Raw genomic sequence first — 26,298 nt, forward strand, 5'->3', positions numbered from 1 at the left:
ACTAAATATCTCTAAAGTACAAATTTTGCTTAAAAAGTAATTACCTGCTAATTTGTATGTTCTTATCTGCTTGATGATTAAACTCTGTAAGCAATGAGCTGAATTTTTTCTTGGCAAAAAAACGAGAATATTCAAGGTTGATTTTTTGGGTATCTTGCTTTTTAATAAGCTCAGCAATTGCATCATGCCCCATAATTCTAGCAATATCATAAGGAGCAAGTAATATCTCCTCATTTTCTTGCTTACCTTTTAAAAATAAATTCATTCTTTGTTGGCTATTATTATCTTTATCTCCTACAAAAGATTTTAATTTACTAACTTTGAATTTGCATGAATGAATATAATCATTATTGAAGCTTATTAATAGTTTAACAACGTCTTCATGGCCTTCCTGGGCAGCTATCCATAATGGGGTAATACCTTCATTATTTGGTTGAAGTTTAGCACCTGCTTTAATTAAAGTATCAACAATTGAGCTAAAACCTCCATAAGCAGCAACCCAAAGCGGTGTAGTGCCATTATCTATACGTATATTATTTAGATCAGCATGTGCGTCAATTAAGTCTGCAACCAATGATGTCAGTCCCGCAGCAGATGCTAACCAAAGTGGACTTATACCGTATTGTTTATGAATTACATTAGGCGAAGCACCTGCTGCAATCAATGACTTAGCTACAGAAATATGACCATTATAAGTACTAATCCAAAGGGGTGTTATTTTTTCTTTTAAATCAATTTGCGCTAAATTGGCATGCGCTTTTATTAAGGCTTCAACAACTAAATTATGCCCCTTATAAGCAGCAACCCACAAAGGAGTAACATCTTCATTATCCACTAAATCAATTAGCGCACCTGCTGCAATTAAACTTTCAACAACTTGTATATGACCATTTTGAGCTGCGATATGAAGCGGCGTTAAACCATCAATATCTGTCTGGTTAAGTAAAGCGCCAGCTTTAATTAACATGTCGACAATTTGAGTATGGCCATTTTGAGCGGCTATATACAATGGTGTGCAGCCATTCTTATTAGGCTGATTAATTAAGGCACCTTCTTTAATTAACATGTCGACAATTTGAGTATGGCCATTTTGAGCGGCGATGTATAATGGCGTACAGTTATCCTTATTTGGTTGATTAATTAAGACACCCTCTTTAATTAACATTCTTACGACCTCAGTATGACCATTTTGAGCGGCGATGTACAATGGCGTCGTATTAGCTCCACCCATTTGATTAATTAAGGCACCTTCTTTAATTAACATTTTAACAACCTCAATATGGCCATTTTGAGCAGCGATGTATAATGGCGTGCAGCCATTCTTATTGGGTTGATTAATTAAACCACCCTTTTTAATTAACATGTCAACAATCTGAGTATGGCCATTTTGAGCAGCAATGAAGAGCGGAGTTGTATTATCACTACCTAGGTGATTGATTACAGCCCCTGCTTTAATCAACAGTTCTACAATTTGAGTATGGCCATTTTGAGCGGCTATCCAAAGTGGGGTCACATGATTACTATCTACTTTTTCTAATAGGGCGCCAGCTTTAATTAGGATCTTAGCAATCTGAGTATGGCCGCATTGAGCAGCAAGCCACAGCGGTGCGATTCCTGTTTTTTTATCTACAGCGTTTAGGTTAACCTTGGCTTTTACTAAAGTCTTAACGACTTGAGTATGTTTATTGCGGACAGCTATCCAAAGTGGAGTAAGGCTATCTCTACGTACTTGATTTAGATTAGCTCCTTTTTTAATTAAGTCTTTAATAACATCATTGTGTCCATGTTGAGCAGCAATATAAGCTAAGCTAACTGTATCAGATTGATAACAAGCCCTATCTTTGCTAATAGGTTGTCTTAAGTTTGCAAGTTTTGTTTTTAATACGTTACGGCGCGGATCAGATTTAGTTAATACTAAGCTCATATTAAAAGCAGAGTAAAAGCCGTCATTATCATAAGCAAATCCCTTTTTAAGGGCTGCTGCTATATAGTCAGTAGTATTAGGTAATTTTGCAGTTTCTAACGGATCCTGATTAGCATCACGATACATCCAACCCTGGCCTGGGGTATAAATTAAAGCGGTAGTATGATTGGCATTCTCAACTAAAAAACCGATAGGCTTATTAGACAAATAAGCCGTTTCTTCTAATAATTCTTCTAATCTATCTAGATGTTCTTTAATTTCTTTCTCAGTCATCATAAACGGAGCTGAGTAAGGCACCGTTAAACCGCCCTGGTCGTTAATCATCTCTGAAGAAGCAATAGAAGAAAGTATTTCGAAACGCTCAATAAATGGTTTATTAACTAGAAAAGACCAGTCAATTGATGATTGAAATAAGGTCAAGTGATCATAAAAACCTAGAATTTCAAAGAGATACTTATCTTCATCCGTTAAATTTTGCCCTGCTTTTTTTAAAACTTGGTTAATAGCTTGAACTAAATCCTGGGTTAAATTTGAGGCAATAAATCTAACGCGCTTTTCAAAACGTTCTCTTTCTTCATTACCTAAGAAAACAGCTTCTAACCAACGTAATGCAAATCCCTTACATACGCCTTCTTTATCTTCTGAATAATTTAAGGCATTGTATAAATTGACAATTGCTAAATGATCGGACATTTTTTATAGAGTATTAGTTTTGCAGCAGCGATTGTAACTTAATTAAATTAAGTAAGTATTAAGTAAAATAAATACAGGGCAGCTATTTTCTATTACAATTATTAAAACCAATTATAATAAGAACTCGCTCTAGCTACCCTATGGTGACTTAAACTTATTTAAGTATTAATAAGTTAGCCCTAACCCAAGAAACATTAAATGCCGCTTACGCTGTAATTTTCTTTTCGCTTAATTGTATTTGCCGAGTACGAGTCACAGGTAGACTTGTTGGATGAGTTCTAACAACAAAGTCTATTAACTTTTCTCTTACTTCACAACGTAGGTCCCAAGCATCGCCAGGCGTTCGCGCACTTGCTAAAATTCTTAACTCCATTACTCTATCTTGCACATCACTTACTTGAATACTACATACTTTACCATCCCAGAGCGCAGAGTTACTTAAAACACGCTTCAACTCGTCACGCATTTCATCAACAGGTAAAGTAAAGTCTACATATAGATAAACTGTTCCAATTAAATTATTACTTTCTTCCCTACTCCAATTTTGAAAAGAATGCTCAAGAAAATAATTGGTTGGAACAACTAAACGTCGCCAATCCCATAACTTAATAATGACATTACGAAAATTAATTTCCTCAACAACACCAAACTCATCCTCAATAACTACAGAATCACCTATTTTAATAGGTTGCGTTAAAGCAATCTCTAAGCCCGAAAATAGACTTGCTAAAGAGCGCTGTGCAGTAAAAGTTAATACCAAACCGATTACCCCAGCTGTGGTTAAAACACTAGCACCTAAGGCACGCACATTATCAAATAACATCAAAATTGCGCCCACTGTTAGAATTGCAATAATTGCCATAGCAATGCGCTTTAAGATTAAGGTTTGGGTATATATTTTCCGCGCTAAAGCATTATCAGTTGTACTATTATAACGATGTAGAAGCAACTGTTCAGCTATATGAACCAATTTAAATAAAATCCAAGATATAGCACAAATAATTAAGCAACTACTTAATTTATCTAAGAAATAGGAAAATTGGCTTGGTAACCCTAAGTAAGGAATTAATGCATTAAACAAAATTAAAAAAACAATTGTTTTTAATACGCTAGAAAAAAAGGGTAGTAAAATACTTGTTGTTTGGTGCGCAGTTAGAAATGAGGTAGATAGCAAGTATTTTGTAAAATTATTTATAATACGTGTAAATAGCCAATAAAAACTTAAAGCTAAAGAAAAATAAAAGCTAAATTGCTCAACAATATTAAGCGCTGGCAAATCCGTTTTATCAACAAAAAAATAAATATATTTTTGATAAAAATAATTACCTAGTGTAGCCAATATAATTATAAAAATTGGCGGTAGAAGAACATTCCTAAAATGAGGAGATACAGGCTTGAAACTATCTCCCATGATAGTAGGCTTATTTATAGCAATAGACATATATTTCTCCTTCTAACTATCCTTGACTTCATAATTTTTCATCCAATAAATTAAACTAATTAATTAACTAAAATTTTTAAATTAATTAATTAATTAATTATCTTTAGCCAATTCATTCATTGACAAGTTCGCTTCGTTACTACAGTTATTATCCTGCATAGGCATGATAGAAATATCTTGAGCTTGTACGGAAAATAAATTAGTTACATCTTTACTTTGCTTATATTTCACCCATTCCATATCATTATTTAGGATATATTTACATGCCTCCTCAATAAAAAAATCCCTTTTATTAATACCAGCCCACATGCAGTACTGCATAATTTGTTCATAAATTTGCATATTCATTCTAATTCTGAACTGTGTTTTTTTTTGAGCTATGGGTTCGCGAGTTATAAGCATATGTACCTCCATTAAAATATAAATTAATTGTGACAAATTAATATTATATAATTTTGCCAGATTTTTAAAAATTATACAACCCAGTTTTTGTCATTTCTTATTTGACAAGTAATGTCACAGATTATTAGAATAAACCACCATAAAAATGTCTTTTAGGCTAATCTTGTAAGCAATCAGCGAAATAAAGTTAGGTTCTCTTCTTTTAACTCTTTAAAATTGTTGATTTATCCACTAACGTGATTTTTTTGATTCATGCAGGTTGAATTTTATTCACAATTGTTGAACCATACTGAGTAATTACTGTGAGGGAGTAGAATAATGGCAATAATGAAACCGGCTTTAGACGGCATTGGCACCGCTAGTGGCGTAGCTTGGCCTCTGTTCGGAATTTTAAGTTCTACCTTAAGTTTATGTATTGGGGGCACAGTCGCTCTTATATTAGGAAGTATTTGTAGCAGTGTATTTTTACTTATATGTATTCCCATAGCTTACATAAGTTATTGCGACTCGAAAAAACAGCAAGAAGAATTAAGAAGAAAAAAAGAAAAATATGAAAATTCTTTATTAACTAGCCTTACCGCTTTTTTTTCCCTACTTGATAAATATAAAACGTTAAATACAACCTTAACTTTAAGTGAACTTTTAGAAAAAAAAGCACAAGAACTTGAGCAAGAGTCTACAAATGAAGATAAATTATGCACCAATTTCTTGCGATATTTAAATTCAGAAGCTGTTTACAATTTGTATAATCCTCTAGAGCCAAAGTTATTTAATCGAGCACTACAAAAATACATTAATCAATTTTTACTTAATCAATTAAACCAAACCCCTTATACCGATAAAGAAAATACAAAAATAAGCGTAGCTGCTTTTCAAGCTTTTGTTGGTGCATTTGGTACAATTGCTGGTGGTTTTGCTGGGTTCACTGGCTTATTAATGGGGTTAGGGTTAATGGCAAGTTTTAGTGTTGTTCCTTGGATTGGAATTGCTATTGTAGTGATAGCGCCAATTATTGCTATTTATATGACTGATATGGCAGTAAGGAATGCAGAGTTAAATGCTGATAAGTCTTTTTGGTGCAAGCAAACCAAAAACTTAAATCAATGTACCCAAAAATTAAACACAGAGCTGCGTGAGGTAATTAACTTAAATCAAACAGTAAATAACCATTTACCAGCTTCTCATTCTACTTTCACCGCTAATCACCCTGAAGCAGCTGTAGTGCTAGAAAAAAAATCAATTATACCTGACCAGATATCTACTCATAAGAAATCAAGGAACGAAAAAGAAAATAAAAACCTATCTCATCAGCGAAAAGATTCTACTTATAATACTAATTATTCCACTCATCAAAATAGTTTTTTTACTTCTGACAAGCTAAATGGAGAAAGTACTCCCTTGTCGCATGAAGTTGTAACTTTAGCTTAAGTTTTTTTATAGAGTCTTAATTACTCCTTTAATCCTTTTAAAATCGCCTTAATTCATTAAATATAAAAGAATTTAACCCTATATGCACATAATTATCCACAGGTTTATTAAATAAGCAAATGGCATTTATTTTTATTATAATAAGCAACTAACCTTATTTAATAAGGGCTAGGTATATAAAAAGATAATAAGATGAATAAATTAAGGAAACTAACTAAAAAAGATATCCACAGAAAATAAATTAAAATGGCTCTTTTAATATTACTCTAATCTTACTAGGAAAAATAGTCTTAACTTTATAAAACTGCATGTAAATATAGACAAGGTAATTTTTAGTAGGCAAAAATTATAAGGCTAAATTTTGCAAAATAGAGTTCAGCATTGCTAAGCGGTGTCGCGCAGATAATAAATATCTTTCCCACATAAGCGGAAATCCATCTGAAATTAGCCTCAAACTTAATTTATGCAATAACACCGTATTGCTGTTGCATCTAATATAGGTTAGATAAACTATAATTTATTCACATAACTCCGCAATATTTAACGTTACAAAATCATCATTTTCTTTAAGAGACTGACTTTCTAGGCTCCCTTTATTTTGTTTATAAGTATTCCATTTTTTATCATGGGCTAAAATATATTTACATGCCTCTTCGATAAAAAAATCTCTATAAGTAATTCCGGCCCACTGGCAGTATTCCATTATCTCTTCATGCGTCTTAATATTCATGCGAATACGAAATGCGATCTTTTTTTGCGTAGCTGGTTCTGGGACAATAAGCATAATTTCCTTTCTCTTAATTACTGTGACAAGTTTGAGGCATAGAGTGTCTTATATCATGTAAAAATTGCATTAACAATAATTTTTAATTTTTGACTTAAAAGATTTGACATATATGACTCAAAGGTGTAACTTAAAGTTGTCACTTTAATTTGAGAATAAACTTGCTCAGTAACTTGTTGTAAATAAAGGGGTAACTATGAAGAAAAAAATTGCCAGTATACTAGTGGGTTGTTCATTGGTTATATTATCAGGCTGTCAAGTTATGTCCGGCGAAAGAAGTGTTAATCAATATGGTTCTGATGCCACGATTACTACTTCAGTAAAAGCAGCTCTTTTGAATAATACAGGCTTACCTGCTTCACGTATTCATGTTGAAACAGATAAGGGAACTGTACTTTTAAGTGGCTTTGTTAAGACCTACCAACAGAAGATTAAAGCAGGTCAATTAGCTAGCCAGATACAAGGGGTTAGAGTAGTTGAAAATAATCTTATTGTACGTCGATAAGAGAAATATTAGAAACTTTACTGTGTTAACTTAAAGTTAACTAAGGAATAAAAATGAATAATAATAGAGCAGCTTTTGAAAATGAAAAACAAAAAGTAAATAATCTATATGAAAATGGCAAGCAAAAAGCGCAAGCAGCTTATGAAGAAGGTGAAGAAAAGCTAAGCCAGGCAGTTGAGCAAGGTAAAGAGAAATCTCAAGATCTCTATCAGCAAGTAAAAGAGTCAGCGAGTGAGTTCTATGATGAGAGCAAAAAAATGGTTAACGAAGCAAAAGATTATTTGCAAGCTAACTCTGATGAAATTATAAATGCTGTTAAACAAAATCCTGTAAATTCGTTATTAATTGCAGGTGGCATAGGCTTTATACTTTATAATCTTCTAAGAAGATAAATAAGATTAACAAAATAACATTTAAAAATAATAAAGATTAGGAGTTGTAAGATGAAAATAAATAAAATAAGCGCATTAGTATTGGGTTCAAGTGTACTTTTTGCAGCTAACGCATTTGCTGGACAAGAAGAACTTATTAGTCGCTCAAAAGGTTATGATCTAATGCCTCATGAGGAACGCACTATGGAAGGTAATTGGTTTAGTACTCGCACCCTTCACTGTAAAATTCGAGCCAAAGGTACTGAAGCAAATCCAATTTCAGTGACAGCTTTAAAAAAGAGAGCTGTTGTTAACGGATTAATCCTTCCTGAAGGAAATTCAATGACAGTTATCGTTCATCTAGGCGATAACATGCACTTTGAATTAGATAAGCGAGCTAAATTAGGATTGCTAAACAATGGTGATCAGCTTGTTAATTTAAATTGCGATTAATAGAAACATAGTTTTATTTAACGCCAGCTTAATTAAGTTGGCGTTTTTTTATAAGTATTTTCCTTTACTTAAATAGTAACTTCTTAAGCAGCAGATAAAGGATAAGTCCCGCCATTATATGCTTATGTTTATCGCAATGTATTATCAACTCCGTTCTTCACTAAACTATATATAGAAATAAATATTTATCTAATTTGCTACATTTAGTTAAGCGCTTTTGTATAAGCTTCTTCAGCTAGAGTTAATTGCTTTTGCAACTGCCCTAACTCTGCATTAAGCTTCAGTATTACTTCATCACCTAATGACTGGGTTTGAGAAAGACGATTCACTAATGCTTCTTTTTGATTCCTTAGCAAGATAATTTGCGCTTCTAAATTCTGCAACCACTGCTGCCTAGTAGTTAATTTATTTACGGAGAAATCGACATTAGCTTGGGGTAACTTTTGATTTGCTTGCTGCTGACAAAAATTAACCAACACATTGATTTTTTGATTAATTCTTTGCGCCAAGTAATGGGAAGCTTGACTAGTTTCTTGCTGGCTTAAAATCTGAATATCATCTTTGATTTCTTTACTATAAGCTTGAATATCATCTTTAGGGTAGCAGCGAAATAACCCTGACGGAAATAATTTGAAAGAAAATACCGGACCAAATTTACTTAACTGCCATTCTAATTCAGGAAGACGTTTTAGAAGACTAGTTAATAATGAATCAATGGACATCATTAATTATTATGCTCCTCTTCTTCCACATTGGTATTATTTAAGCAACTTCCAAGCTTTCACTCGTATCAGCTTTACCTCGATAAAACTTAGTACAAATAAAAGGTGGTAAGCACATTATAATTAAGCCAAAAACCAACGTTAGTTCATAGCGAGTAATACTGCCAATATTAATATTTTCAGGCGGCATGAAGCTTACGATTAGAGTAACTAATACACCCATAATTCCTATTCCTGATACCGTTATCAGTCCTAATAATCCGCCTGGAATTTTAAAAAGGCGCTGTTGATTAGGATAACTTATGCGTAGTTTAATAGCTGCAGCAAACATAATTAAATACATTAACATATATAATTGAGCAGCTAATGCCGTTAACAACCAATATGAACCATTTACGCTTGGCATAAACAAAAAGAGAGCTGATAAGCCCGTAACAATAATAGCCTGAGTTATTAAAATAACGATAGGTGCACCAGATGCATTAGAACGTCTAAATATCTTGGGCAAATTTCCTTCAGCAGCAGCAACCATCAAGCCTTTTGTTGGGGCAATTATCCAATTGCTTACTCCGCCTAGGCCGCCCATAATTAACATTAATGCAATAATTGGCATAATCCATAATAAATGATAGCGCGCAAAAAAGGCATCAAAAGCCTGCATAATACCAGCAACCAAATTAATATCTTTATTTGGCAAAACAATAGCGATGGCTAATGAGCCAAGGATTAAAGTTACTAAAATAATTGATACCGAAATGACTAAGGCACGGGGAAAAGCATATTGCGGATTGCGAACATCATTTGCATGAACAGTGGCGATTTCAATACCACAAAAAGACATCATAATAGCTGTTAAAGAAACCCATAGTGATTGATCGTGCCACTGTGGAATGACACTATGCATATTAAATTGAATTTGGGAAGGATTACCTCCTCCTAGCCAAAGAATCCCTAATGCGATGATTAATGTCATAGGAATAATTAAGCCTGTAATTGCACAAATATTACTAAAAAGAGCAGCCGACTTCATGCCCCGAATATTAATCCCTGTTACAATCCAAAAAGAAATAGTAATAACCAGCCATAAAAATAATGAATTAGTAACAAGAGCAGGATTAATTAAATAACCGATTGTACCAGCCACAAAAGACAAAATAGTTGGATACCAAATAACATTTTCAATCCACTGTAACCAAATAGCTAAAAAACCAGCTTTTTTACCAAAAGCTTCTTTAACCCAAATATAAATACCACCCTGGCGAGGCCAACCAGATGCTAATTCTGCAGAAACTAGTGCAGTAGGGATTAAGAAAAACAAAGCACCAAAAAAAAAGAAAAAAATCAATTGGCTACCAAATAAGGCCGTAGCAGGTAAATTACGAATACTATCAACTGATCCTACAGTTATCATGGTGAGACTAAAAATACTCAGCACGTGCTTGTTACTACTCATTGCATTCCTTCTTGCTATTTAAAACTGGCAAATAATTTATTATACGAGGATTAGCTTAAGAAAACCTTAATAATAGAATAAAAAATAAACAAAGTCCTAACTTTACTGTACTTAGAGATATTTGTAAATTATACATTACATTATTCTTGCTTTATTCCACTTAAATGCTTAATTTTAAGAAATTAGGTACCTTTGCAAAGATATAGTATTTCCCACTAATCTCAGACAAGACACAAAATAAGAAGACAACCAATTGTATAGGAGCATATAAGTAAAGTGGGAAACTTTTAATGCAGTATGAAACTTAAATAGAAGACGCTATAAAAAACCCTTGCTATACTTTTTCAATTCAATAATTAATGGCCTTAAAAGCTAATGAATAATAGTTTACTCATGCATGTTTTTATTTTTTTGGCTGCAGCTGCCATTATTGTCCCTATTGCTAGTCGGTTTAAGTTAGGTTCTGTATTAGGCTATCTTGTTATTGGTATATTAATAGGCCCATATGGTCTTAAACTGCTAGGTAATGCTGAGCAAATTATGCACTTTGCTGAGTTTGGTATTGTCATGATGCTCTTTTTAATTGGCCTAGAACTTGAACCTGAAATGCTTTGGCGATTAAGAAAAGCAATTATTGGCTTAGGTAGTTTACAAGTTATTTTAACAACGGCCTTATTTACCTTAATAGGTATTTTATTAAAATATAAATGGCAGGAGAGTTTAGCAGTTAGTATGGCGCTTGCGTTATCCTCTACTGCACTTGTTTTACAAATGCTTGAAGAAAAAAATTTATTACATACAGTAGAAGGCGAAACATCCTTTGCTGTTTTATTATTTCAAGATATTGCTGTTATTCTTATTTTAATTATTTTACCGCTGCTTGCTCCAGCAGGGTTTTCTCAACTTTCTCATTTGCCACAAGAATTTACAATTTCTCCTAGATGGCTCCATGCTCTCTTTGTTATTGGCGTTATTAGTGCCATTATACTCATGGGCCATTACTTATCTCACCATCTATTTTTTCTTATTGCCAAAACTAACTTGCGTGAAGTTTTCACAGCTGCCTCTTTAGCTATAGTCGTAGGGATTACTTTACTTATGCTAAGTATAGGTGCCTCCCCTGCACTAGGTGCTTTTATTGCAGGCGTTGTTCTAGCCAACTCGCAATATAAACATACTCTAGAAATGGATATCGAACCTTTTAAAGGATTACTGTTAGGTTTATTTTTTATTTCTGTAGGTATGAGTATGGATTTTAGCCTTTTTAAGGCATACCCCCTACCCATTATAGCTACAGTCGTTACTATTATTACTATAAAAGCGTCCTTATTAATTTTTTTAGGTCGCTTATTTAGTTTAACGGGTTCACAACGAATTGGCTTTGCGCTTGCTTTATCACAAGTAGGTGAGTTTGCATTTGTTCTCTTTCAATATGCGAGCAATGTAAGAGTTATATCAAATGAAACTGCAAATCTGTTTAATTTTATAGTCGCTCTCTCTATGGCATTTACGCCATTTCTCATGCTAATTTATAATCGATTTATCGTTCCAAGATATCTAAGTAGAATTCCTACTAGAAAATTTGATGAGATTGAGGAAAGCAATCCTATAATTTTGGCTGGTTACGGGCGTTTTGGTCAAATTCTTGGTCGTTTCTTACGCGCTCAAGATATAAGTTTAACGATTTTGGAAAAAGATCCTGAGCAAATTGAATTACTGCGCAAATATGGTTTTCAGGGTAATTTTGGTGATGCAACTAGGCTCGATATTTTACGCCGTGCGGGCGCAAATCAAGCTAAAATACTTATTGTGGCTATAGGCGATACAGAAGTTTCTCTTAAAATTATTAAATTAGCCAAACAATATTTTCCTAATTTAAAGATTTATGCACGCGCTCGGAATAGACGCCATGCTTATGAGCTCTACAAAGAAGGGGTAGATTATTTTAAACGCGAAACGTTTGATTCTTCATTAACAATGGCTCGTGATGTCATGATAGATTTAGGGTATAGTTCTGAGAGTATCCGTCGTAAAGCAAAGATTTTTTCTAAATTTGATGAGAAATCGCTATATGAATCTTTTGATTTTTTCGACAAAGAACATGAGCTCATTCGCTATTCACGCTCTTCGAATATTGAACTTGAACGTATTTTACAAAGCGACCAACAAATTGACCGATCTTATAATCGCCAACGTAAACGAACTGAAGTGGGGCAATATCCCCACCAGCAAATATGAATTTAACTCTAAATCAATTAAAGTTTTTAAGCTTTGTCTTTGGCAAAGCGTTCAATACTTTCCATAATTTCTTTATGAGCTGTATCAATGCCATCCCAACCATCTACTTGAACCCATTTACCCTCTTCTAAATCTTTGTAGTGTTTAAAGAAATGCTCAATGGATTGTAATAGATGTTTTGGTAAATCTTCATACGTTTCAACATCAGCATAAATTTTAGTCAGCTTATCAGTAGGTACTGCTAATAGCTTTGTGTCTTCTCCAGCTTCGTCAGTCATTTTCAACATACCTACTACTCGACAAGCAATAGCAGAGCCATTCAATAAAGGAACTGGAGCAACAACTAATACATCAACTGGATCCCCATCTCGTGATAAAGTACTAGGAATATAGCCATAGTTCACAGGATAGAACATAGCCGTACTCATAAAACGATCTACAAATAACGCGCCACTTTTTTTGTCAACTTCATATTTAACTGGAGCGCCGTACATAGGGATTTCAATGATAACGTTAATTTCATGTGGTACATTACGACCACTATCAATATTTATTAAGCTCACTTTATTTCATCCAGATTTAAAAAATAGCGTATTATGCGTAAATCTTTTTTAAAAGGCAAAAATTCTTAAACTTATTTTTATAATGATTAATTGAACAATTAACGTGTAAAAGCTTTAAACTATAATTTATTGCGAGTTTAATAAATGATTTGAAATCTTTTGCTCATTTTAATTTAGGTTTTGTACCGTGCTTTGTGAGATAACATTTAACAATATAAAGGAGCCTCTAACTCTTTAGATATCAAACTCATTTAGTTTAAATACTTTTTCTTCTTCTCCTTCTAAGTTTATAATGCTCATTTACTTCAGCCCTGGATACTTATGGATTGCTTGTTTTGTAAAATTGCCCAAGGTGAAATTAAAGCAAACATTATTTATGATGATAAAAATATGGTTGCTTTTCATGATATTCACCCGCAAGCACCTACACATATATTAATTATTCCTAAAAAACATATTACGACAATTAATGATGTAGAACATATTGATGAGCAGTTATTAGGTCAAATGATTTTGAAAGCTAGGGATATAGCAAAAGCTCAACAACTTAGTGAGAGCGGGTATAGATTAATTTTTAACGTTAACGCTGGTGGTGGACAGGCAGTTTACCACATTCATTTACATTTACTGGGTGGCCGGCAAATGATGTGGCCTCCAGGGTAGGGTTTTGTACATGCACGATTTATACAGACAAATTTTAAAGAATATTGGTGAAGATCCAGATCGAGAAGGCTTAATAGATACGCCTACACGCGCAGCAAATGCTATGCATTACTTAACAAAGGGCTATCAAGAAAAACTAGAAGATATCATTAATAACGCACTTTTTATTTCTGATATGAGCGAAATGGTGATCGTAAAAGATATTGAGTTATATTCAATGTGTGAGCACCATTTATTACCTTTTTTTGGCAAATGTCATATTGGTTATATTCCCCATGGTAAGGTCTTAGGGTTATCTAAATTTGCAAGACTCGTTGATTATTATGCTCGACGCTTACAAATTCAAGAACGATTAACTTCGGAAATTGCCCATTGTATTGAAGATATTACCGGTGCTCGTGGTGTTGCTGTCGTCATTGAAGCTAAGCATTTATGTATGATGATGCGTGGTGTTGAAAAACAAAATTCAGCCATGATCACTTCAGTTATGTTAGGCGAAATGCGTGAACATTCTATCAGCCGAAGTGAGTTTTTAAAGTTAATTAAGTAACACAATGCATCTAAATTAATCATTGCATTGTCTAAATACTCTTATCTTTCTACCAGAAAAAGCGGTGCACTGCCTTAAAGGCGGTGCCGGCATTAATTAAACGTTCTCCCGACTTAGTATGCATAGCTTACTTTTAACACTTTTAGACCTATACATAATACTTTCTCATAATATATATTAAGTTTAAATTATAAGCTATTTACTCAAAGAAATAGCACTTAAGCATTATTTTTTTGTACTCTGCAAACTAATTCAATTTCTTTTATTTCTACTGCTTCTGGTTTACTTATCGGGTCAATTCTTAATTCCCCAATAAAACCAGATAAGCTAGGTATACTAAAAACGACTTTCTTAAAATCGCTACTGGCCTCAATAAGCTCCGTGCGGTTAGCATTTCCTGAAAAGAATCGTTGCTTAGGGGTTTGAAAAAATACTTGTGCAATATCAGTTTGAGAAGCACGAAGTGAAAGAAGTACATCCAAAACCACACACTTTTCTATCTCTTTAGACGAGATATAAATTTGTGGATCATTATTTTCTGCTTTTAATTTTAAAGCTGATTCATCAGAGGGTAATATAATAGCATTTTGTATTTTGATATCTTGTTTATGCTCCGATAATCGAAATATTGTATTTCCCTCAGGCCATTTAAAAGCAGGTAAAATGCCTGTACGAGTGAATGAAGCATTAGTCAAAAGACCGTAAAGAAGGCCATCTTTTAAAGGCCCTGGATACAAAACTGGGCAATTGACTTCTTTTCCCTTTCGTATTTCTCTATTAAGGCATTTTATACCATCTGCCCTTACTTCACGCATACTTTTATAGAATTTTACATGATTTAACATATCGTTATATAACACGCTTAATATAAAAAGTATCGTAAACAAGATAGCAATCTTATGTATCAAACTTTTATTTATTTTATAAGTCTGCAAGATGTGCAATAAAATTGCTATAGCCCAAGGCCATAAAAGAGTAATCCAAAAATAATGCCACGGGTAAAAATTGAAAGAAAATAACTCTTTAAAGGTTGTTATTTCTGGCGGATGAAAGTTTGCTCTTCCTGAGCCCACCAGTAAAAGATAAATTAGAATTATGCTAAAGATAGATATATAAATTAATGCTGGCTTACTTTCTTCCCAACTAGGGGATATTTTTTTAACCAAAGAAGCGCATGACCAATAGAAAAAACCCATAATGAATATTAAGGCAATACTAGTTAAACCTATGGCTAAATTTGGTGAAGTATGTGATGGTAGAAAAGAACGAGCAACTTTAGCTAATATATAAATCCAAAAATCAATTTGATTAGGATACGCCATCGGTGCATCAGGTCGATGAGTACCCCCTTGCCAAAAGATTATTACCCACAATTGAGCAATTATTGTAATAATACCTACAAATAAAAGTAAATTACAGCCAATCAAAAGAGGCCTCGCTTGGCCTAACTTTAAAATTTTTATAAAAAATAAGAAAAGGATACTTAATATTAAAATTGAGAAAGCGCCACTTATATAGGAAAAACCAGCTAGCAAACCTAAGATAGGTAATAGTAAAACTATTAATTTATGATTGTGCCATTTTTCATTTATAAATAAATAAATTAAAAATATATTACATACTAAAGGAATAACTTGATGGTAGGCTAAATTTTGCATGCCCCAATAAGTAGCTGGTTGTAGCATAAGCAAAGTAAAACTAAAGGCTGAAGCAGCCAATAATCGATCTTTTAGTGCTACTAATAATAGTTGCCATTGAAGTAAGAGTAGAAAGCCTAACACTATCAGCATAGAGAGAAATTGGTAAGCAATAGTGTTCCCTTGCAAAACTCGATAAGCAAGAGCGTCTAATACTTTGCCAACAGGGTATAGGGTATCATTAGCTGGGGCAAAAAGTTTTGTTAACTTAAAAGAGCCCATATCATGCATCATGTACCCACGCCAATCATCTAAATAGGGAATATCAATACCAAAACTTAGCCAAGAAATTTCTGCAAATATAAGAATAGAGATAGGTAAAAATAAAAAAATATAAATTAATTTGTCACGCCATTTAATTTGCATAAAATATTGTCCTAAACATTATTAACTATCCCTATATCCTTTAATTTATTAGATTTTAGGCTTCAGATGAGAAATAGGATTTAGCATTTAATTTAAATATAATTTCATTTATTAATTATTTTTTATATCTATGCCAGAATGCCAATCATTAGAATACATTAACTATGGCTGCAGTACCTAACCTTAACGTGAGGCAATATTGATCTTGCTAATCTAGCTAGTAATAACTCCGCTTTCTATAGCTATCCTAATAATATGAGCGGCATATCCTAACACAATAATATTATGCTTTGAATAGCTTACAAAAGTGTAAAAAGAGCGAGCTAATAAACTCAAAGGCTTATGATGGAAAAGCATAATACCTTTAATTAGTCTTTATAAAGGTCCATATAATATCAATAACGTCCATTTTTTAATTAAGCGATATTTCATAGAGGGCGAATTTACAGATACTGAAGAAAAAGTATTATCTGATAACTTTTTTGATGCTTTGGGAAATACGCATGCGCCAGTTTATATTCATAAAACCAATTTTTAAAAAATCGAGCACTGCCTTAAAGGCAGTGCTTAGCCAAATTAATCTTCTTTTGGTGAGTATAACTCTTCTGGCTCTGTCACATTACTTTGTCCATCTAGATTAGATGTTTTATCTTCCTGATTAGTTACCTCTTCTGAATTTAAAGACTCTTGTCCTTGTTCCTCAGAAGCTTCTGGCTGGCTAGGTGCTGCAGCTTGTGGCTTATCTTTCCATTCAAGTTTAATGCGATTTTGTTTATCGATACCTGCAACATAGACTTCGATTTCTTGACCTTCGCTTAGTACTGACTCAACTTTTTGATTTCTATCACTACAAATTTGTGAGATATGTAATAAGCCATCCTTTCCAGGTAACAAATTAATAAAAGCACCAAAATCAACAATTTTGCTAACTTTACCTTTATATGTTTGCCCTACTTCAACCTCAGCAACTAGTGCCTTGATTTGCCGTTGTGCATCCTCTAAAGCTTCAGCATCAGGTGAGAATAATTGAATTGTACCAGAGTCATCTATATCGATAGAAACACCGGTAGATTCAATTAAACCTTTAATTGTTGTACCACCTTTTCCAATAACAGTGCGAATTTTATCTTCAGCGACTTTCATAGTTGTAATACGTGGCGCGTGCTTAGAAAGCTCTTCACGATGCTCAGAAAGTGCATTATTCATAACGCTTAAAATATGAATTCGACCTGCTAAGGCTTGATCTAACGCTTGTTGCATAATTTCTTTAGTAATACCTGTAATTTTAATATCCATCTGTAGCGCAGTAACACCTTTTTCAGTTCCCGCTACTTTAAAATCCATATCACCTAAATGATCTTCATCACCTAAGATATCTGTTAAGACGGCGAAACGTTCGCCTTCTTTAATAAGTCCCATAGCCACACCAGCTACAGGTGCTTTTAAGGGAACGCCAGCATCCATTAATGCTAAGCTAGTACCGCAAACAGTAGCCATTGAACTTGATCCATTAGACTCTGTAATTTCAGAAACAACACGTAAAACATATGGAAATTCATTGGCCTGTGGTAAAACAGCCATTAAGCTTCGTTTAGCAAGACGCCCATGACCAATTTCTCTACGTTTTGGACTTCCCACCATGCCAGTTTCTCCTACTGAATAAGGAGGAAAATTATAGTGCAGCATAAATCGGTCTTTACTTTCGCCTATCAAGCTATCTAAAATTTGCGCATCCCGCTCATTTCCTAAAGTAGCAGCTACAATCGCTTGAGTTTCACCGCGCGTAAAAAGAGCTGAGCCATGTGCTCGCTCTAAAAGTTTAGTACGAATAGCAATTGGTCTAACCGTTTGGTTGTCCCTACCATCGATACGGGGCTCACCGTCTAGAATACGTTGTCTGACCAATTTTTTCTCTAAATCACTTACGAAATCAGCAATACTTGATTGATCAATTTCAGCTTGCTCGGCAACGATAGTATCAACTACTTGTTGCTTTATACTCAATAATTGCTGGCGGCGTTCTTGTTTGTCCCTAATTAAATAGGCCTGACTAACAGCATCTGTAGCAAGCGCTTCAATGCGATTTTTTAATTCTTCATTACTAGTAGGCGGCATCCAGTTCCAAGTTGGTTTATTAACTTCCCCTGCTAATTCTTTAATTCCTTGAATAACACCTTGAAACATTTCATGACCAAATAAAACGGCACCAAGCATGATTTCTTCGCTTAATTCACGCGCTTCAGACTCAACCATTAAAATAGCATCATTAGTTCCTGCAACGACTAAATCCAAGTCAGATTGCTGAATCATTTTATGGCCTGGATTGAGCAAATAAATACCATCTTTATAACCAACACGCGCTGCACCTATAGGCCCTTGAAAAGGAATACCAGATATAGCGAGTGCTGCAGAAGCACCGATCATCGCTATAATGTCGGCTGGTACCTCTGGATTGAGTGACATTACTGTAGCAATAATTTGTACTTCATTATAAAAACCATCTGGAAATAGAGGGCGTAAGGGGCGATCCATTAAACGAGAAATTAATGTTTCTGACTCTGACGGGCGTCCTTCTCGCTTATTAAACCCACCAGGAATTTTTCCTGCAGCATAGGTTTTTTCTTGATAATTCACTGTCAAAGGGAAAAAACTATTATCGCCAGCGCCTTCTTTATTCCCTACTACAGTTACCAAAACTTGAGTGCCACCCATACTTGCAAAGATAGCTCCATCAGCTTGGCGTGCTATTTCACCCGTTTCTAGAGACAAAATATGCTCACCAAATCTTATCTCTTTAACAATTTTTCTACTCACGTAACTTACCTCATTAGAAATTAAAAAAAAGGCGCAGAATAACTGCGCCTTTTATGATGTATACAGCAGGTGTCTTATCCCTAAGGAAAATAGACTTTTAATAAGAATCACGCAGTCCAAGGCTTTGAATAAGATCTTGGTATCGTGCTTGATCTATGCTTTTTAAATATTTTAAAAGCTTACGTCTTTTATTAACAAGTGCTTGTAAACCACGACGTGAATGAAAATCTTTACGATTTACCTTAAAATGTTCTGTTAAATATTTAATACGCTCAGACATGAGTGCCACTTGAACTTCTGGTGAACCGGTATCTTGGTCAGCGCGTTGATACTTTTTTACAACTTCTGCTTTTTGTGCGCTAGCTAGCGACATAGGCTTACTCCCAAATATAAGCTAAGTATATTTTAATAAAGTTGTGTATTCTAGCAAGGCCTATGCTAGGACACAAGTACTTAGCCACAATTATAGTTAATATTTTGCTCAGTCCAGAAATGAATTAATTTAACAAAAAGACTTTATAAGGAACAGAAAAGCAACCATTTATTTATTTAACTAATATTCAAAAGATATATTATAATTTCAAACCGCTCATATTTTTAGCTAACAATCGCTTTACCTTTAGTACACTAGCGTCACTTAAATCCCCCAAGCCTATAAACTGCCCTTGATGATTGTGCAAACGCACACAGCCATGCGCTAGATCATTGTCTAGGGTCGTAATGATTTTTCCTTGACGTAAATGTGCTTCTTGGCAATCATCAATAGTAACAATTGGAAAATGATTAACTGCATATTCACAGGGAATTAAACATGCTAATAATGATTCTGAGTCAAGACAAGTTAAGTCACTCAATTCATACATAGGTTTATTTTTAAAATGATCAATATAAACTCTATGGAGCTTAGTTAAATGCGCATAAACACCTAAATTCTCTCCAATATCTTCAACTAAATTGCGGATATAGGTTCCTTTACCACAATGTACTTTAATAGTGAAATATTGGCCATCAAATGCAAGTAGCTCTATAGAATATATATTTATAGGTCTTGCTTCTCTCGCTATTGTAATTCCAGCACGTGCAAACTTATAAAGTGGTTGACCTTTAAATTTTAATGCCGAATACATAGAGGGTATTTGCAGCGTTGGCCCAAGAAATTGGTTAATACTTTCTTCTAATTGTTGCTTTTGAATAGCATACTCGTCAACCGCCGCGATAATTGCTCCGCAAGCGTCACCCGTATCAGTTTTAGCGCCTAATAAACCTGTGGCGAGATAAACCTTACTATCACTTAATAAATACTGACTAAATTTAGTTGCTTCGCCAAAACAGATTGGTAACATGCCGGTAGCGAGTGGATCTAAGCTGCCAGTGTGGCCTGCTTTCATTGCTTTAAAAAGATGTTTTACTTTTTGTAGGGCTAGGTTAGAGGTAATTCCTTGCGGTTTATTCAGCAGCAATATTCCATTTATTGGCCTCTTCTTTTCATTCATGCTCATGATCAGAATCTTGGCGAGGCACATTTACATCATCAATAAGTTTTCTTAAGCGCCGGCCATATTCTATTGACTCATCATAAACAAAATGCAACTGAGGGACAGTACGCAACTTTATTGTACGTGCTAGTGCTGTTCTTAAATAACTCGCTGCCGTATTTAAAATCTGCACTGTTTGTTCGACATCGCTATTTAATACAGTGAAATACACTTTTGCATGTCCTAAATCAGCAGAGATTTTTACTGCTGAAATAGTAACAAAAGCAGGCATGCGTGGATCTTTGATTTCTTGCTGAATAATTTGTGATAGCTTGCGCTGAATCATTTCTGCTACACGATCGGTGCGCTTAAAGTTATTACTCATAAATCTCGCTTGATTTCTATTGTCTCAAATACTTCGATTAAATCGCCAGCCTTGACATCATTATAATTTTTAACACCTATACCACATTCAAAGCCCTGTCGAACCTCAATTACATCATCTTTAAATCGTCTTAGGGATTCCAGTGTACCTTCATATATGACAACGTTATCACGTAATACTCGAATAGGGTTATTTCTTTTGATAGTACCTTCTATAACCATACATCCTGCAATAGCACCTAATTTGGGCGAGCGGAAGACATCACGTACCTCAGCAATACCAATAATTTCTTCTTTAAATTGCGGTGCAAGCATGCCTGAAAGCGCACTTTTAACTTGATCGACGATGTCATAAATCACGCTATAATAATGCAGAGAAACAGACTCTTGCTCAGCAAGACGTTTAGCCCCGCCATCTGCGCGAACATTAAAGCCTATGAGAATAGCATTTGACGCAATCGCAAGATGCACATCAGATTCAGTAATACCACCAACACCACTTGCCACGATTTGTACTTTTACTTCCTCATTAGATAATTTAACTAATGCATCAGCAATAGCCTCCACAGAGCCCTGCATGTCCGCTTTAAGTACAATACCAAGCACCTTAGTCTCGGCCATAGCCATATTTTCAAATATACCTTCAATACTTGATTTTTGTCGGCGTGCTAATTTTACATCTCGGAACTTTCCTTGGCGGAATAAAGCAACTTCCCTTGCTTTCTTTTCATCAGTAACAACAACTGCCTCATCACCGGCATGAGGAATAGCAGATAAACCTAGTACCTCTACTGGAATTGATGGACCTGCACTGTCAATTTGCGAGCCATTATCGCTAACTAAAGCTTTAACACGTCCATATTGAAAACCAGCTAATAATATATCACCTTTATGAAGGGTACCGTTTTGCACTAGTACAGTTGCAACAGGCCCGCGTCCTTTGTCAAGTCTAGATTCAATGACAACTCCTCGAGCCGCTCCATCTGTATGCGCTTTTAATTCTAATACTTCTGCTTGCAATAATACTGAATCCAGAAGATCATCAACGCCCAACCCTGTCTTTGCAGAAATATTTACAAACATGGTATCACCGCCCCACGATTCAGGAATAACCTCATAGTTGGACAGTTCATTCATTACACGTTCAGGATCAACATCAGGTTTATCCATTTTATTAACAGCAACAATCATTGGAACTTTCGCAGCTTTAGCATGTTGTACTGCTTCAATAGTTTGTGGTTTTACACCATCATCTCCAGCAACGATTAAGATAACAATATCTGTTGCTTGTGCACCGCGAGCGCGCATTGCGGTAAATGCAGCGTGACCTGGTGTATCTAAAAAGGTAATATTTCCTTTAGGCGTGCTCACATGATAGGCACCAATATGTTGAGTAATACCACCTGCTTCTCCAGCTGCAACTCGAGTGCGGCGAATATAATCAAGTAAAGAAGTTTTACCATGGTCTACGTGTCCCATAATAGTAACTACAGGTGCACGAGGCTCTTGGTTACTACCTTGTGTTAAGGTATTACCTAAATCTTGTTCAATAGCATCTTCTTTAAGTACCTTTGGTCGATGCCCCATTTCCTCAACAACAATAACTGCTGTATCTTGATCAATCACCTGATTAATTGTTGCCATAGCGCCAAGGCCCATCATAACTTTAATGACCTCTGCGGCTTTTACTGACATTCGTTTAGCTAACTCAGCAACAGTAATTGTTTCAGGTATAACTACATCACGAATTACAGGTGCAGTAGGCATAGCAAAACCATGGGTTAATGCTTCTTCTGCTTCACGATATTTCTCTGATTTTTCATTACCTTTACGTTTTTTCGCTTTATTACGCTTAAAACGAACCTGAGCATTTTCATCATCAATTTGAGGAGGTTGATATTTATTCTTCTTTTTACCTTTTTTCTCAGATTTGTCACTCTCTTCATAGTCAAAGTGCTTTTTCTTAGCCCCTTTTTCTATTTCTGTCTTTGGAGCGACTATTGCTGGATCCTTTACAAATAATTTAAGAGCCAAATCATCTTCTTGCTCTAACTCTTCTGTGGTATTTATTTCATCAATGTGCTCAGAAGTAGTTTCAGCCTCGAGTTCTTCTCCACTAGCTAATTGTTCCTCTTTAGCTTCAGGCATTTTTACTTCTTCTTCGCTTATACTGGTGTCAGGGGCTTCAGCTTGTTCAGAAGATGTAGCCGAGGTAGTTTCATTTATATTTCCTTCCACTTCCGTAGTTGGAATTATTAAATTCTCTTCTAATAAGGAATCTGTAGCCTGCTCTTGTATGCCTTCATTAGCAGAGAGCTGTTCATTTGGAGTTTGCTCTGGTAATGCTGAACGTTTTACATACGTTTTCTTTTTTCTAAATTCAACATTTACTGTTTTAGATTTGTGAATATCATTACCCTGCGGTATCTGTGTTAAGCTTTTGCGTTGCAAAGTAAAGCGCTCAGGTGTAGTACGTATATCACGTTTACCACTGCTTTTTAGATAATTTAGCAAGATTCGCTTTTGGTCTTCATTTACAGTTTGCACATCATTCGTAAATGATAAACCCGCTTCCTGCAACTGGTTCAATAAACGCTCAACTGGAATTCCCACAACTTGAGCCAATTGTTTAACCGTTACATCCGCCATATTCATGATCCTCGTTCAGCAATTATTTCATCGCTTATGTTCATATTTTTTGCTTGTTGCATTATAGAATAAATTACTAACAACATGCTTTAAAACCTTAATAACTAACTACAAATTTAAAGATAAGATCCTCGATTTATTTTAGTTTAATTTTAAGCTGTCATTTTAATTTAATTATATAAATTCTTTACGACACAACTTAAGCTCATTAAAGTTAAATAGGTCATTTTTCTATTAACTGTAAACTTTTAAATCCCACACATTTTTTTGTATTTATGTTAGTACCACTTCTGTCTTTAAATAAACCAAGGTTCACGAGCTTTCATAATTAAAGCCCCAGCCTTTTCCTCAGTCATACCAGGAATATCTAATAATTCATCTACAGAAAGTTCAGCTAGTTCTTCAACTGTATTAATGCCTTGGGCGCGTAGACTAGCAGCGATATCCTCTGTCATTCCTTCTAAGGTTATTAAATCATCATCATTTGAGGAATTTGATGTTTCAGTTCCAGATGTTAATGCTTGTGTTAATAAAGTGTCATTAGCACGATTTCTTAGCTCATCAACAATTTCTTCATCAAATTCTTCGATAGCTAAGAGCTCGTCTTTAGGTACGTAAGCAATTTCCTCAAGCGAAGAAAAGCCATTTGTTACTAATAGAGTAGCTAATTCTTCATCAATATCTAGTGCTGAAGTAAATAAATTAATACTTTTCGAAGTTTCCTCTTGATTTTTATTATTAAATTCTTCAATTGTCATAACATTGAGTGTCCAGCCAGTAAGCTGACTAGCTAACCTTACATTCTGACCATTACGACCGATAGCTTGTGATAATTGCTCTTTCTGAACAGCTAAATCCATTGTATGAGTATCTTCATCTACAACAATAGATGAAATCTCAGCTGGTGCCATTGCATTAATCACTAACTGAGCAGGATTATCATCCCATAGAACAATATCCACTCGCTCACCACCTAACTCACTAGATACGGCTTGTACTCGAGCACCACGCATGCCCACACAGGCACCTACAGGATCAATACGGCCATCATTTGTCTTAACAGCAATTTTAGCTCGTACACCAGGCTCACGCGCAGCTGCCTTAACTTCAATAATATTTTCACCTATTTCTGGTACTTCAATTCTAAATAGCTCAACAAGCATTTCATTGCGAACCCGACTAATGTAGAGCTGCGGGCCTCTAGCTTGTGGAGTAATATCATATAAATATGCTCGAACCCTATCATTTGTCCTAAACATTTCATTAGGAAGCATCTCTTGTCGTGGTAAAAAGGCTTCTGCTTTACCACCCAAATCAACAATGATGTTGTCCCGAGTAACCTTTTTAACTGTACCGTAAATGAGTTGCCCTAACTTACTTCTAAATTGATCAACAACTTGTTGTCTTTCAGCTTCTCTTACCTTTTGAGTAATAACTTGCCGTGCTGTTTGCGCAGCAATTCTACCAAATTCAATAGAGGGCATTGGCTCTTCTAATGTATCTCCAATTTGCAGGGATGGCGAACGCTCTTTAGCTGCACTTAATGAAATCTGACTCTCTGTTGATTCAAGTTCCTCATCTGGCACAACGTCCCAATAACGAAATGTCTCATATTCACCAGTTCGAGGATCTAATTTAACGCGAACATTAATATCAGCTACTGATAATTTGCGGGTTGCCGATTCTAACGCGGACTGAATAGCTTGCAATACTACCTCTTTGCTTACCCCTTTTTCATTGGATAATGCTTCAGCAATTAATAGCACTTCTTTACTCATTCTTGGCCTCACTCGCCTATCAAATTTGCTTTTATAATTTGGGAAAACTGCACTTCATATTCTTCATCATCCATATTTAAGATAAACGTATCTTCCTTTACAGATTGGATTATCCCTTTTATGGTACGCTTACCCTGGATAGGTTTATGAAGTTTCAATTTTATACCATAACCTATATATTGTTGATAATGTTCTTTATCAAATAAAGGGCGCGGAATACCTGGCGATGAAATTTCTAAGTTGTAATGTCCTTGAATTGGATCCTCGACATCTAAAAGTGCACTTACCTGCTTACTTACTCGTTCACAATCATCTATGTTAACGCCATCTTCCTTATCAATATAGATCCTTAATAATGAATATTTACCTTGCGACAAATATTCGCAGCCCCATAATATATAGCCTAATTGATTTACTACAGGCTTTATTAAATCTTGAATATCCTTTCTAATCATAACATACTCAATTTACAAAGTATTTGAATAAACTAAAGGCTTAATTCCAGATTAACGTTATTTAGTGATTCTTAATCAGGCAAATAACCTTTCTTTAATTACTAAAATTTGCCAATAGTAAAATTTTCTCTTTGGATGTAAAAATATCCAATATTAAAAGTTATTCATTATGAATAGTTATCGGCTTGCATCGCTTAAATATCAATAATTCGTTTCAAGATGCAAGGAAGATGACTACCGACTAAGTTTAATTATTAAATTTATTTAGCCGGCCACATTAATAACGCAAAGCATAAATTCTAACTAATTAAATTAGGTAGAATTGTCTCACCTCTATACGTCGAGCTAACCTATACATAATAAAAAACCCCATAAATGGGGCTTTTAATAGTGGTAGCGGGGGCAGGATTTGAACCTACGACCTTCGGGTTATGAGCCCGACGAGCTACCAGGCTGCTCCACCCCGCATCAACTGAGGCAATTATAAGCA

Annotated in this window: 21 protein-coding genes, 1 tRNA gene and 2 pseudogenes; 7 read left to right on the plus strand and 17 right to left on the minus strand. The window is 34.8% G+C overall.

Annotated features, from left to right (window positions below):
• Positions 1–40 precede the first annotated feature (40 nt).
• The 3 genes from DYH30_RS14130 to DYH30_RS14140 all read right to left on the minus strand — a co-directional run bounded on the left by DYH30_RS14130 (position 41) and on the right by DYH30_RS14140 (position 4,460).
• Positions 41–2,617, minus strand: a complete 2,577-nt coding sequence (locus tag DYH30_RS14130; protein ID WP_115332261.1) for an ankyrin repeat domain-containing protein — start codon at positions 2,615–2,617, stop codon at positions 41–43.
• A 205-nt stretch (positions 2,618–2,822) separates the two neighbouring features.
• Entirely contained in the window at positions 2,823–4,058 is a 1,236-nt protein-coding gene (locus tag DYH30_RS14135) for a mechanosensitive ion channel family protein (RefSeq protein WP_115332262.1), read from the minus strand.
• A gap of 93 nt (positions 4,059–4,151) precedes the next feature.
• Complete coding sequence (locus DYH30_RS14140) at positions 4,152–4,460, minus strand: hypothetical protein (RefSeq protein WP_115332263.1); 309 nt, start codon at positions 4,458–4,460, stop codon at positions 4,152–4,154.
• Positions 4,461–4,778: 318 nt separating this feature from the next.
• Here DYH30_RS14140 and DYH30_RS14145 point away from each other — a divergent pair, with 318 nt between their 5' ends.
• On the plus strand, positions 4,779–5,888 hold the full coding sequence (locus DYH30_RS14145) for a hypothetical protein (protein WP_115332264.1): 1,110 nt from the start codon (positions 4,779–4,781) through the stop codon (positions 5,886–5,888).
• A gap of 517 nt (positions 5,889–6,405) precedes the next feature.
• Here the strand turns inward: DYH30_RS14145 and DYH30_RS14150 are convergent.
• Positions 6,406–6,672: a hypothetical protein gene (locus DYH30_RS14150; protein ID WP_176579743.1), complete on the minus strand. Its 267-nt coding sequence runs from the start codon at positions 6,670–6,672 to the stop codon at positions 6,406–6,408.
• Between the two features lie 196 nt (positions 6,673–6,868).
• On the opposite strand from DYH30_RS14150, the gene DYH30_RS14155 reads away from it, so the two are divergent.
• The 3 genes from DYH30_RS14155 to DYH30_RS14165 are packed head-to-tail and all read left to right on the plus strand — an operon-like array spanning position 6,869 to position 8,001.
• Complete coding sequence (locus tag DYH30_RS14155) at positions 6,869–7,177, plus strand: BON domain-containing protein (RefSeq protein WP_115332265.1); 309 nt, start codon at positions 6,869–6,871, stop codon at positions 7,175–7,177.
• A gap of 53 nt (positions 7,178–7,230) precedes the next feature.
• Positions 7,231–7,569, plus strand: a complete 339-nt coding sequence (locus DYH30_RS14160) for an RNA polymerase sigma factor RpoD (RefSeq protein WP_115332266.1) — start codon at positions 7,231–7,233, stop codon at positions 7,567–7,569.
• A gap of 51 nt (positions 7,570–7,620) precedes the next feature.
• Positions 7,621–8,001, plus strand: coding sequence for a hypothetical protein (locus DYH30_RS14165; RefSeq protein WP_115332267.1), 381 nt, complete (start codon positions 7,621–7,623; stop codon positions 7,999–8,001).
• Positions 8,002–8,204: 203 nt separating this feature from the next.
• Here the strand turns inward: DYH30_RS14165 and DYH30_RS14170 are convergent, their stop codons facing one another.
• Both DYH30_RS14170 and DYH30_RS14175 read right to left on the minus strand, forming a co-directional pair.
• Entirely contained in the window at positions 8,205–8,726 is a 522-nt protein-coding gene (locus tag DYH30_RS14170) for a DUF1995 family protein (protein ID WP_115332268.1), read from the minus strand.
• Positions 8,727–8,763: 37 nt separating this feature from the next.
• Positions 8,764–10,176 (minus strand): APC family permease, encoded by a 1,413-nt coding sequence (locus DYH30_RS14175; RefSeq protein ID WP_115332269.1) that lies wholly within the window; start codon positions 10,174–10,176, stop codon positions 8,764–8,766.
• 375 nt (positions 10,177–10,551) lie between these two features.
• Between DYH30_RS14175 and DYH30_RS14180 the strand changes: the two genes are divergently transcribed.
• Positions 10,552–12,414 (plus strand): monovalent cation:proton antiporter-2 (CPA2) family protein, encoded by a 1,863-nt coding sequence (locus DYH30_RS14180; RefSeq protein ID WP_115332270.1) that lies wholly within the window; start codon positions 10,552–10,554, stop codon positions 12,412–12,414.
• Between the two features lie 26 nt (positions 12,415–12,440).
• Here the strand turns inward: DYH30_RS14180 and ppa are convergent, their stop codons facing one another.
• Complete coding sequence (gene ppa / locus DYH30_RS14185) at positions 12,441–12,977, minus strand: inorganic diphosphatase (RefSeq protein WP_115332271.1); 537 nt, start codon at positions 12,975–12,977, stop codon at positions 12,441–12,443.
• A 321-nt stretch (positions 12,978–13,298) separates the two neighbouring features.
• Here ppa and DYH30_RS14190 point away from each other — a divergent pair, with 321 nt between their 5' ends.
• Both DYH30_RS14190 and folE read left to right on the plus strand, forming a co-directional pair.
• Positions 13,299–13,640 carry a histidine triad nucleotide-binding protein gene (locus DYH30_RS14190; RefSeq protein ID WP_115332272.1) on the plus strand — a complete coding sequence of 114 codons (342 nt, stop codon included), beginning with the start codon at positions 13,299–13,301 and terminating at the stop codon, positions 13,638–13,640.
• 10 nt (positions 13,641–13,650) lie between these two features.
• Positions 13,651–14,190, plus strand: coding sequence for a GTP cyclohydrolase I FolE (folE, locus tag DYH30_RS14195; protein ID WP_115332273.1), 540 nt, complete (start codon positions 13,651–13,653; stop codon positions 14,188–14,190).
• Positions 14,191–14,408: 218 nt separating this feature from the next.
• Here folE and DYH30_RS14200 read toward each other — a convergent pair whose 3' ends face one another.
• The 10 genes and pseudogenes from DYH30_RS14200 to DYH30_RS14240 form a co-directional block, all read right to left on the minus strand.
• Positions 14,409–16,253, minus strand: a complete 1,845-nt coding sequence (locus tag DYH30_RS14200; protein ID WP_115332274.1) for a hypothetical protein — start codon at positions 16,251–16,253, stop codon at positions 14,409–14,411.
• A gap of 576 nt (positions 16,254–16,829) precedes the next feature.
• On the minus strand, positions 16,830–19,067 hold the full coding sequence (gene pnp / locus DYH30_RS14205) for a polyribonucleotide nucleotidyltransferase (RefSeq protein ID WP_115332275.1): 2,238 nt from the start codon (positions 19,065–19,067) through the stop codon (positions 16,830–16,832).
• Between the two features lie 97 nt (positions 19,068–19,164).
• Positions 19,165–19,440, minus strand: a complete 276-nt coding sequence (gene rpsO, locus DYH30_RS14210; protein ID WP_115332276.1) for a 30S ribosomal protein S15 — start codon at positions 19,438–19,440, stop codon at positions 19,165–19,167.
• Positions 19,441–19,639: 199 nt separating this feature from the next.
• Positions 19,640–20,566: a tRNA pseudouridine(55) synthase TruB gene (gene truB, locus DYH30_RS14215; protein ID WP_115332277.1), complete on the minus strand. Its 927-nt coding sequence runs from the start codon at positions 20,564–20,566 to the stop codon at positions 19,640–19,642.
• On the minus strand, positions 20,553–20,927 hold the full coding sequence (gene rbfA, locus DYH30_RS14220; RefSeq protein ID WP_115332278.1) for a 30S ribosome-binding factor RbfA: 375 nt from the start codon (positions 20,925–20,927) through the stop codon (positions 20,553–20,555). Before rbfA ends, truB begins: the two co-directional genes overlap by 14 nt.
• A pseudogene (gene infB / locus DYH30_RS14225) lies at positions 20,924–22,903 on the minus strand (translation initiation factor IF-2); the annotation flags it as partial. The pseudogene infB and the gene rbfA, both read right to left, overlap by 4 nt.
• 350 nt (positions 22,904–23,253) lie before the next feature.
• Positions 23,254–23,575: pseudogene (locus DYH30_RS18720) on the minus strand (translation initiation factor IF-2 associated domain-containing protein); the annotation flags it as partial.
• A 296-nt stretch (positions 23,576–23,871) separates the two neighbouring features.
• The gene (gene nusA, locus DYH30_RS14230; RefSeq protein WP_115332280.1) at positions 23,872–25,353 is read right to left on the minus strand and encodes a transcription termination factor NusA; all 1,482 of its coding nucleotides are present in this window, start codon (positions 25,351–25,353) and stop codon (positions 23,872–23,874) included.
• Positions 25,354–25,361: 8 nt separating this feature from the next.
• Positions 25,362–25,808: a ribosome maturation factor RimP gene (rimP, locus tag DYH30_RS14235; RefSeq protein ID WP_115332281.1), complete on the minus strand. Its 447-nt coding sequence runs from the start codon at positions 25,806–25,808 to the stop codon at positions 25,362–25,364.
• Positions 25,809–26,199: 391 nt separating this feature from the next.
• Positions 26,200–26,276, minus strand: a tRNA-Met gene (locus tag DYH30_RS14240).
• Positions 26,277–26,298: the final 22 nt, after the last annotated feature.

It is taken from the genome of Legionella busanensis, assembly GCF_900461525.1.
GTDB classification, from domain to species: domain Bacteria; phylum Pseudomonadota; class Gammaproteobacteria; order Legionellales; family Legionellaceae; genus Legionella_C; species Legionella_C busanensis.

Coding starts and splice junctions, on each gene's coding strand:
- DYH30_RS14130 (WP_115332261.1), bottom strand. CDS start 2,617: ATGTCCGATCATTTAGCAATTGTCAATTTATACAATGCCTTAAATTAT.
- DYH30_RS14135 (WP_115332262.1), bottom strand. CDS start 4,058: ATGTCTATTGCTATAAATAAGCCTACTATCATGGGAGATAGTTTCAAG.
- DYH30_RS14140 (WP_115332263.1), bottom strand. CDS start 4,460: ATGCTTATAACTCGCGAACCCATAGCTCAAAAAAAAACACAGTTCAGA.
- DYH30_RS14145 (WP_115332264.1), top strand. CDS start 4,779: ATGGCAATAATGAAACCGGCTTTAGACGGCATTGGCACCGCTAGTGGC.
- DYH30_RS14150 (WP_176579743.1), bottom strand. CDS start 6,672: ATGCTTATTGTCCCAGAACCAGCTACGCAAAAAAAGATCGCATTTCGT.
- DYH30_RS14155 (WP_115332265.1), top strand. CDS start 6,869: ATGAAGAAAAAAATTGCCAGTATACTAGTGGGTTGTTCATTGGTTATA.
- DYH30_RS14160 (WP_115332266.1), top strand. CDS start 7,231: ATGAATAATAATAGAGCAGCTTTTGAAAATGAAAAACAAAAAGTAAAT.
- DYH30_RS14165 (WP_115332267.1), top strand. CDS start 7,621: ATGAAAATAAATAAAATAAGCGCATTAGTATTGGGTTCAAGTGTACTT.
- DYH30_RS14170 (WP_115332268.1), bottom strand. CDS start 8,726: ATGATGTCCATTGATTCATTATTAACTAGTCTTCTAAAACGTCTTCCT.
- DYH30_RS14175 (WP_115332269.1), bottom strand. CDS start 10,176: ATGAGTAGTAACAAGCACGTGCTGAGTATTTTTAGTCTCACCATGATA.
- DYH30_RS14180 (WP_115332270.1), top strand. CDS start 10,552: ATGAATAATAGTTTACTCATGCATGTTTTTATTTTTTTGGCTGCAGCT.
- DYH30_RS14190 (WP_115332272.1), top strand. CDS start 13,299: ATGGATTGCTTGTTTTGTAAAATTGCCCAAGGTGAAATTAAAGCAAAC.
- folE (WP_115332273.1), top strand. CDS start 13,651: ATGCACGATTTATACAGACAAATTTTAAAGAATATTGGTGAAGATCCA.
- DYH30_RS14200 (WP_115332274.1), bottom strand. CDS start 16,253: ATGCAAATTAAATGGCGTGACAAATTAATTTATATTTTTTTATTTTTA.
- rpsO (WP_115332276.1), bottom strand. CDS start 19,440: ATGTCGCTAGCTAGCGCACAAAAAGCAGAAGTTGTAAAAAAGTATCAA.
- truB (WP_115332277.1), bottom strand. CDS start 20,566: ATGAGCATGAATGAAAAGAAGAGGCCAATAAATGGAATATTGCTGCTG.
- rbfA (WP_115332278.1), bottom strand. CDS start 20,927: ATGAGTAATAACTTTAAGCGCACCGATCGTGTAGCAGAAATGATTCAG.
- nusA (WP_115332280.1), bottom strand. CDS start 25,353: ATGAGTAAAGAAGTGCTATTAATTGCTGAAGCATTATCCAATGAAAAA.
- rimP (WP_115332281.1), bottom strand. CDS start 25,808: ATGATTAGAAAGGATATTCAAGATTTAATAAAGCCTGTAGTAAATCAA.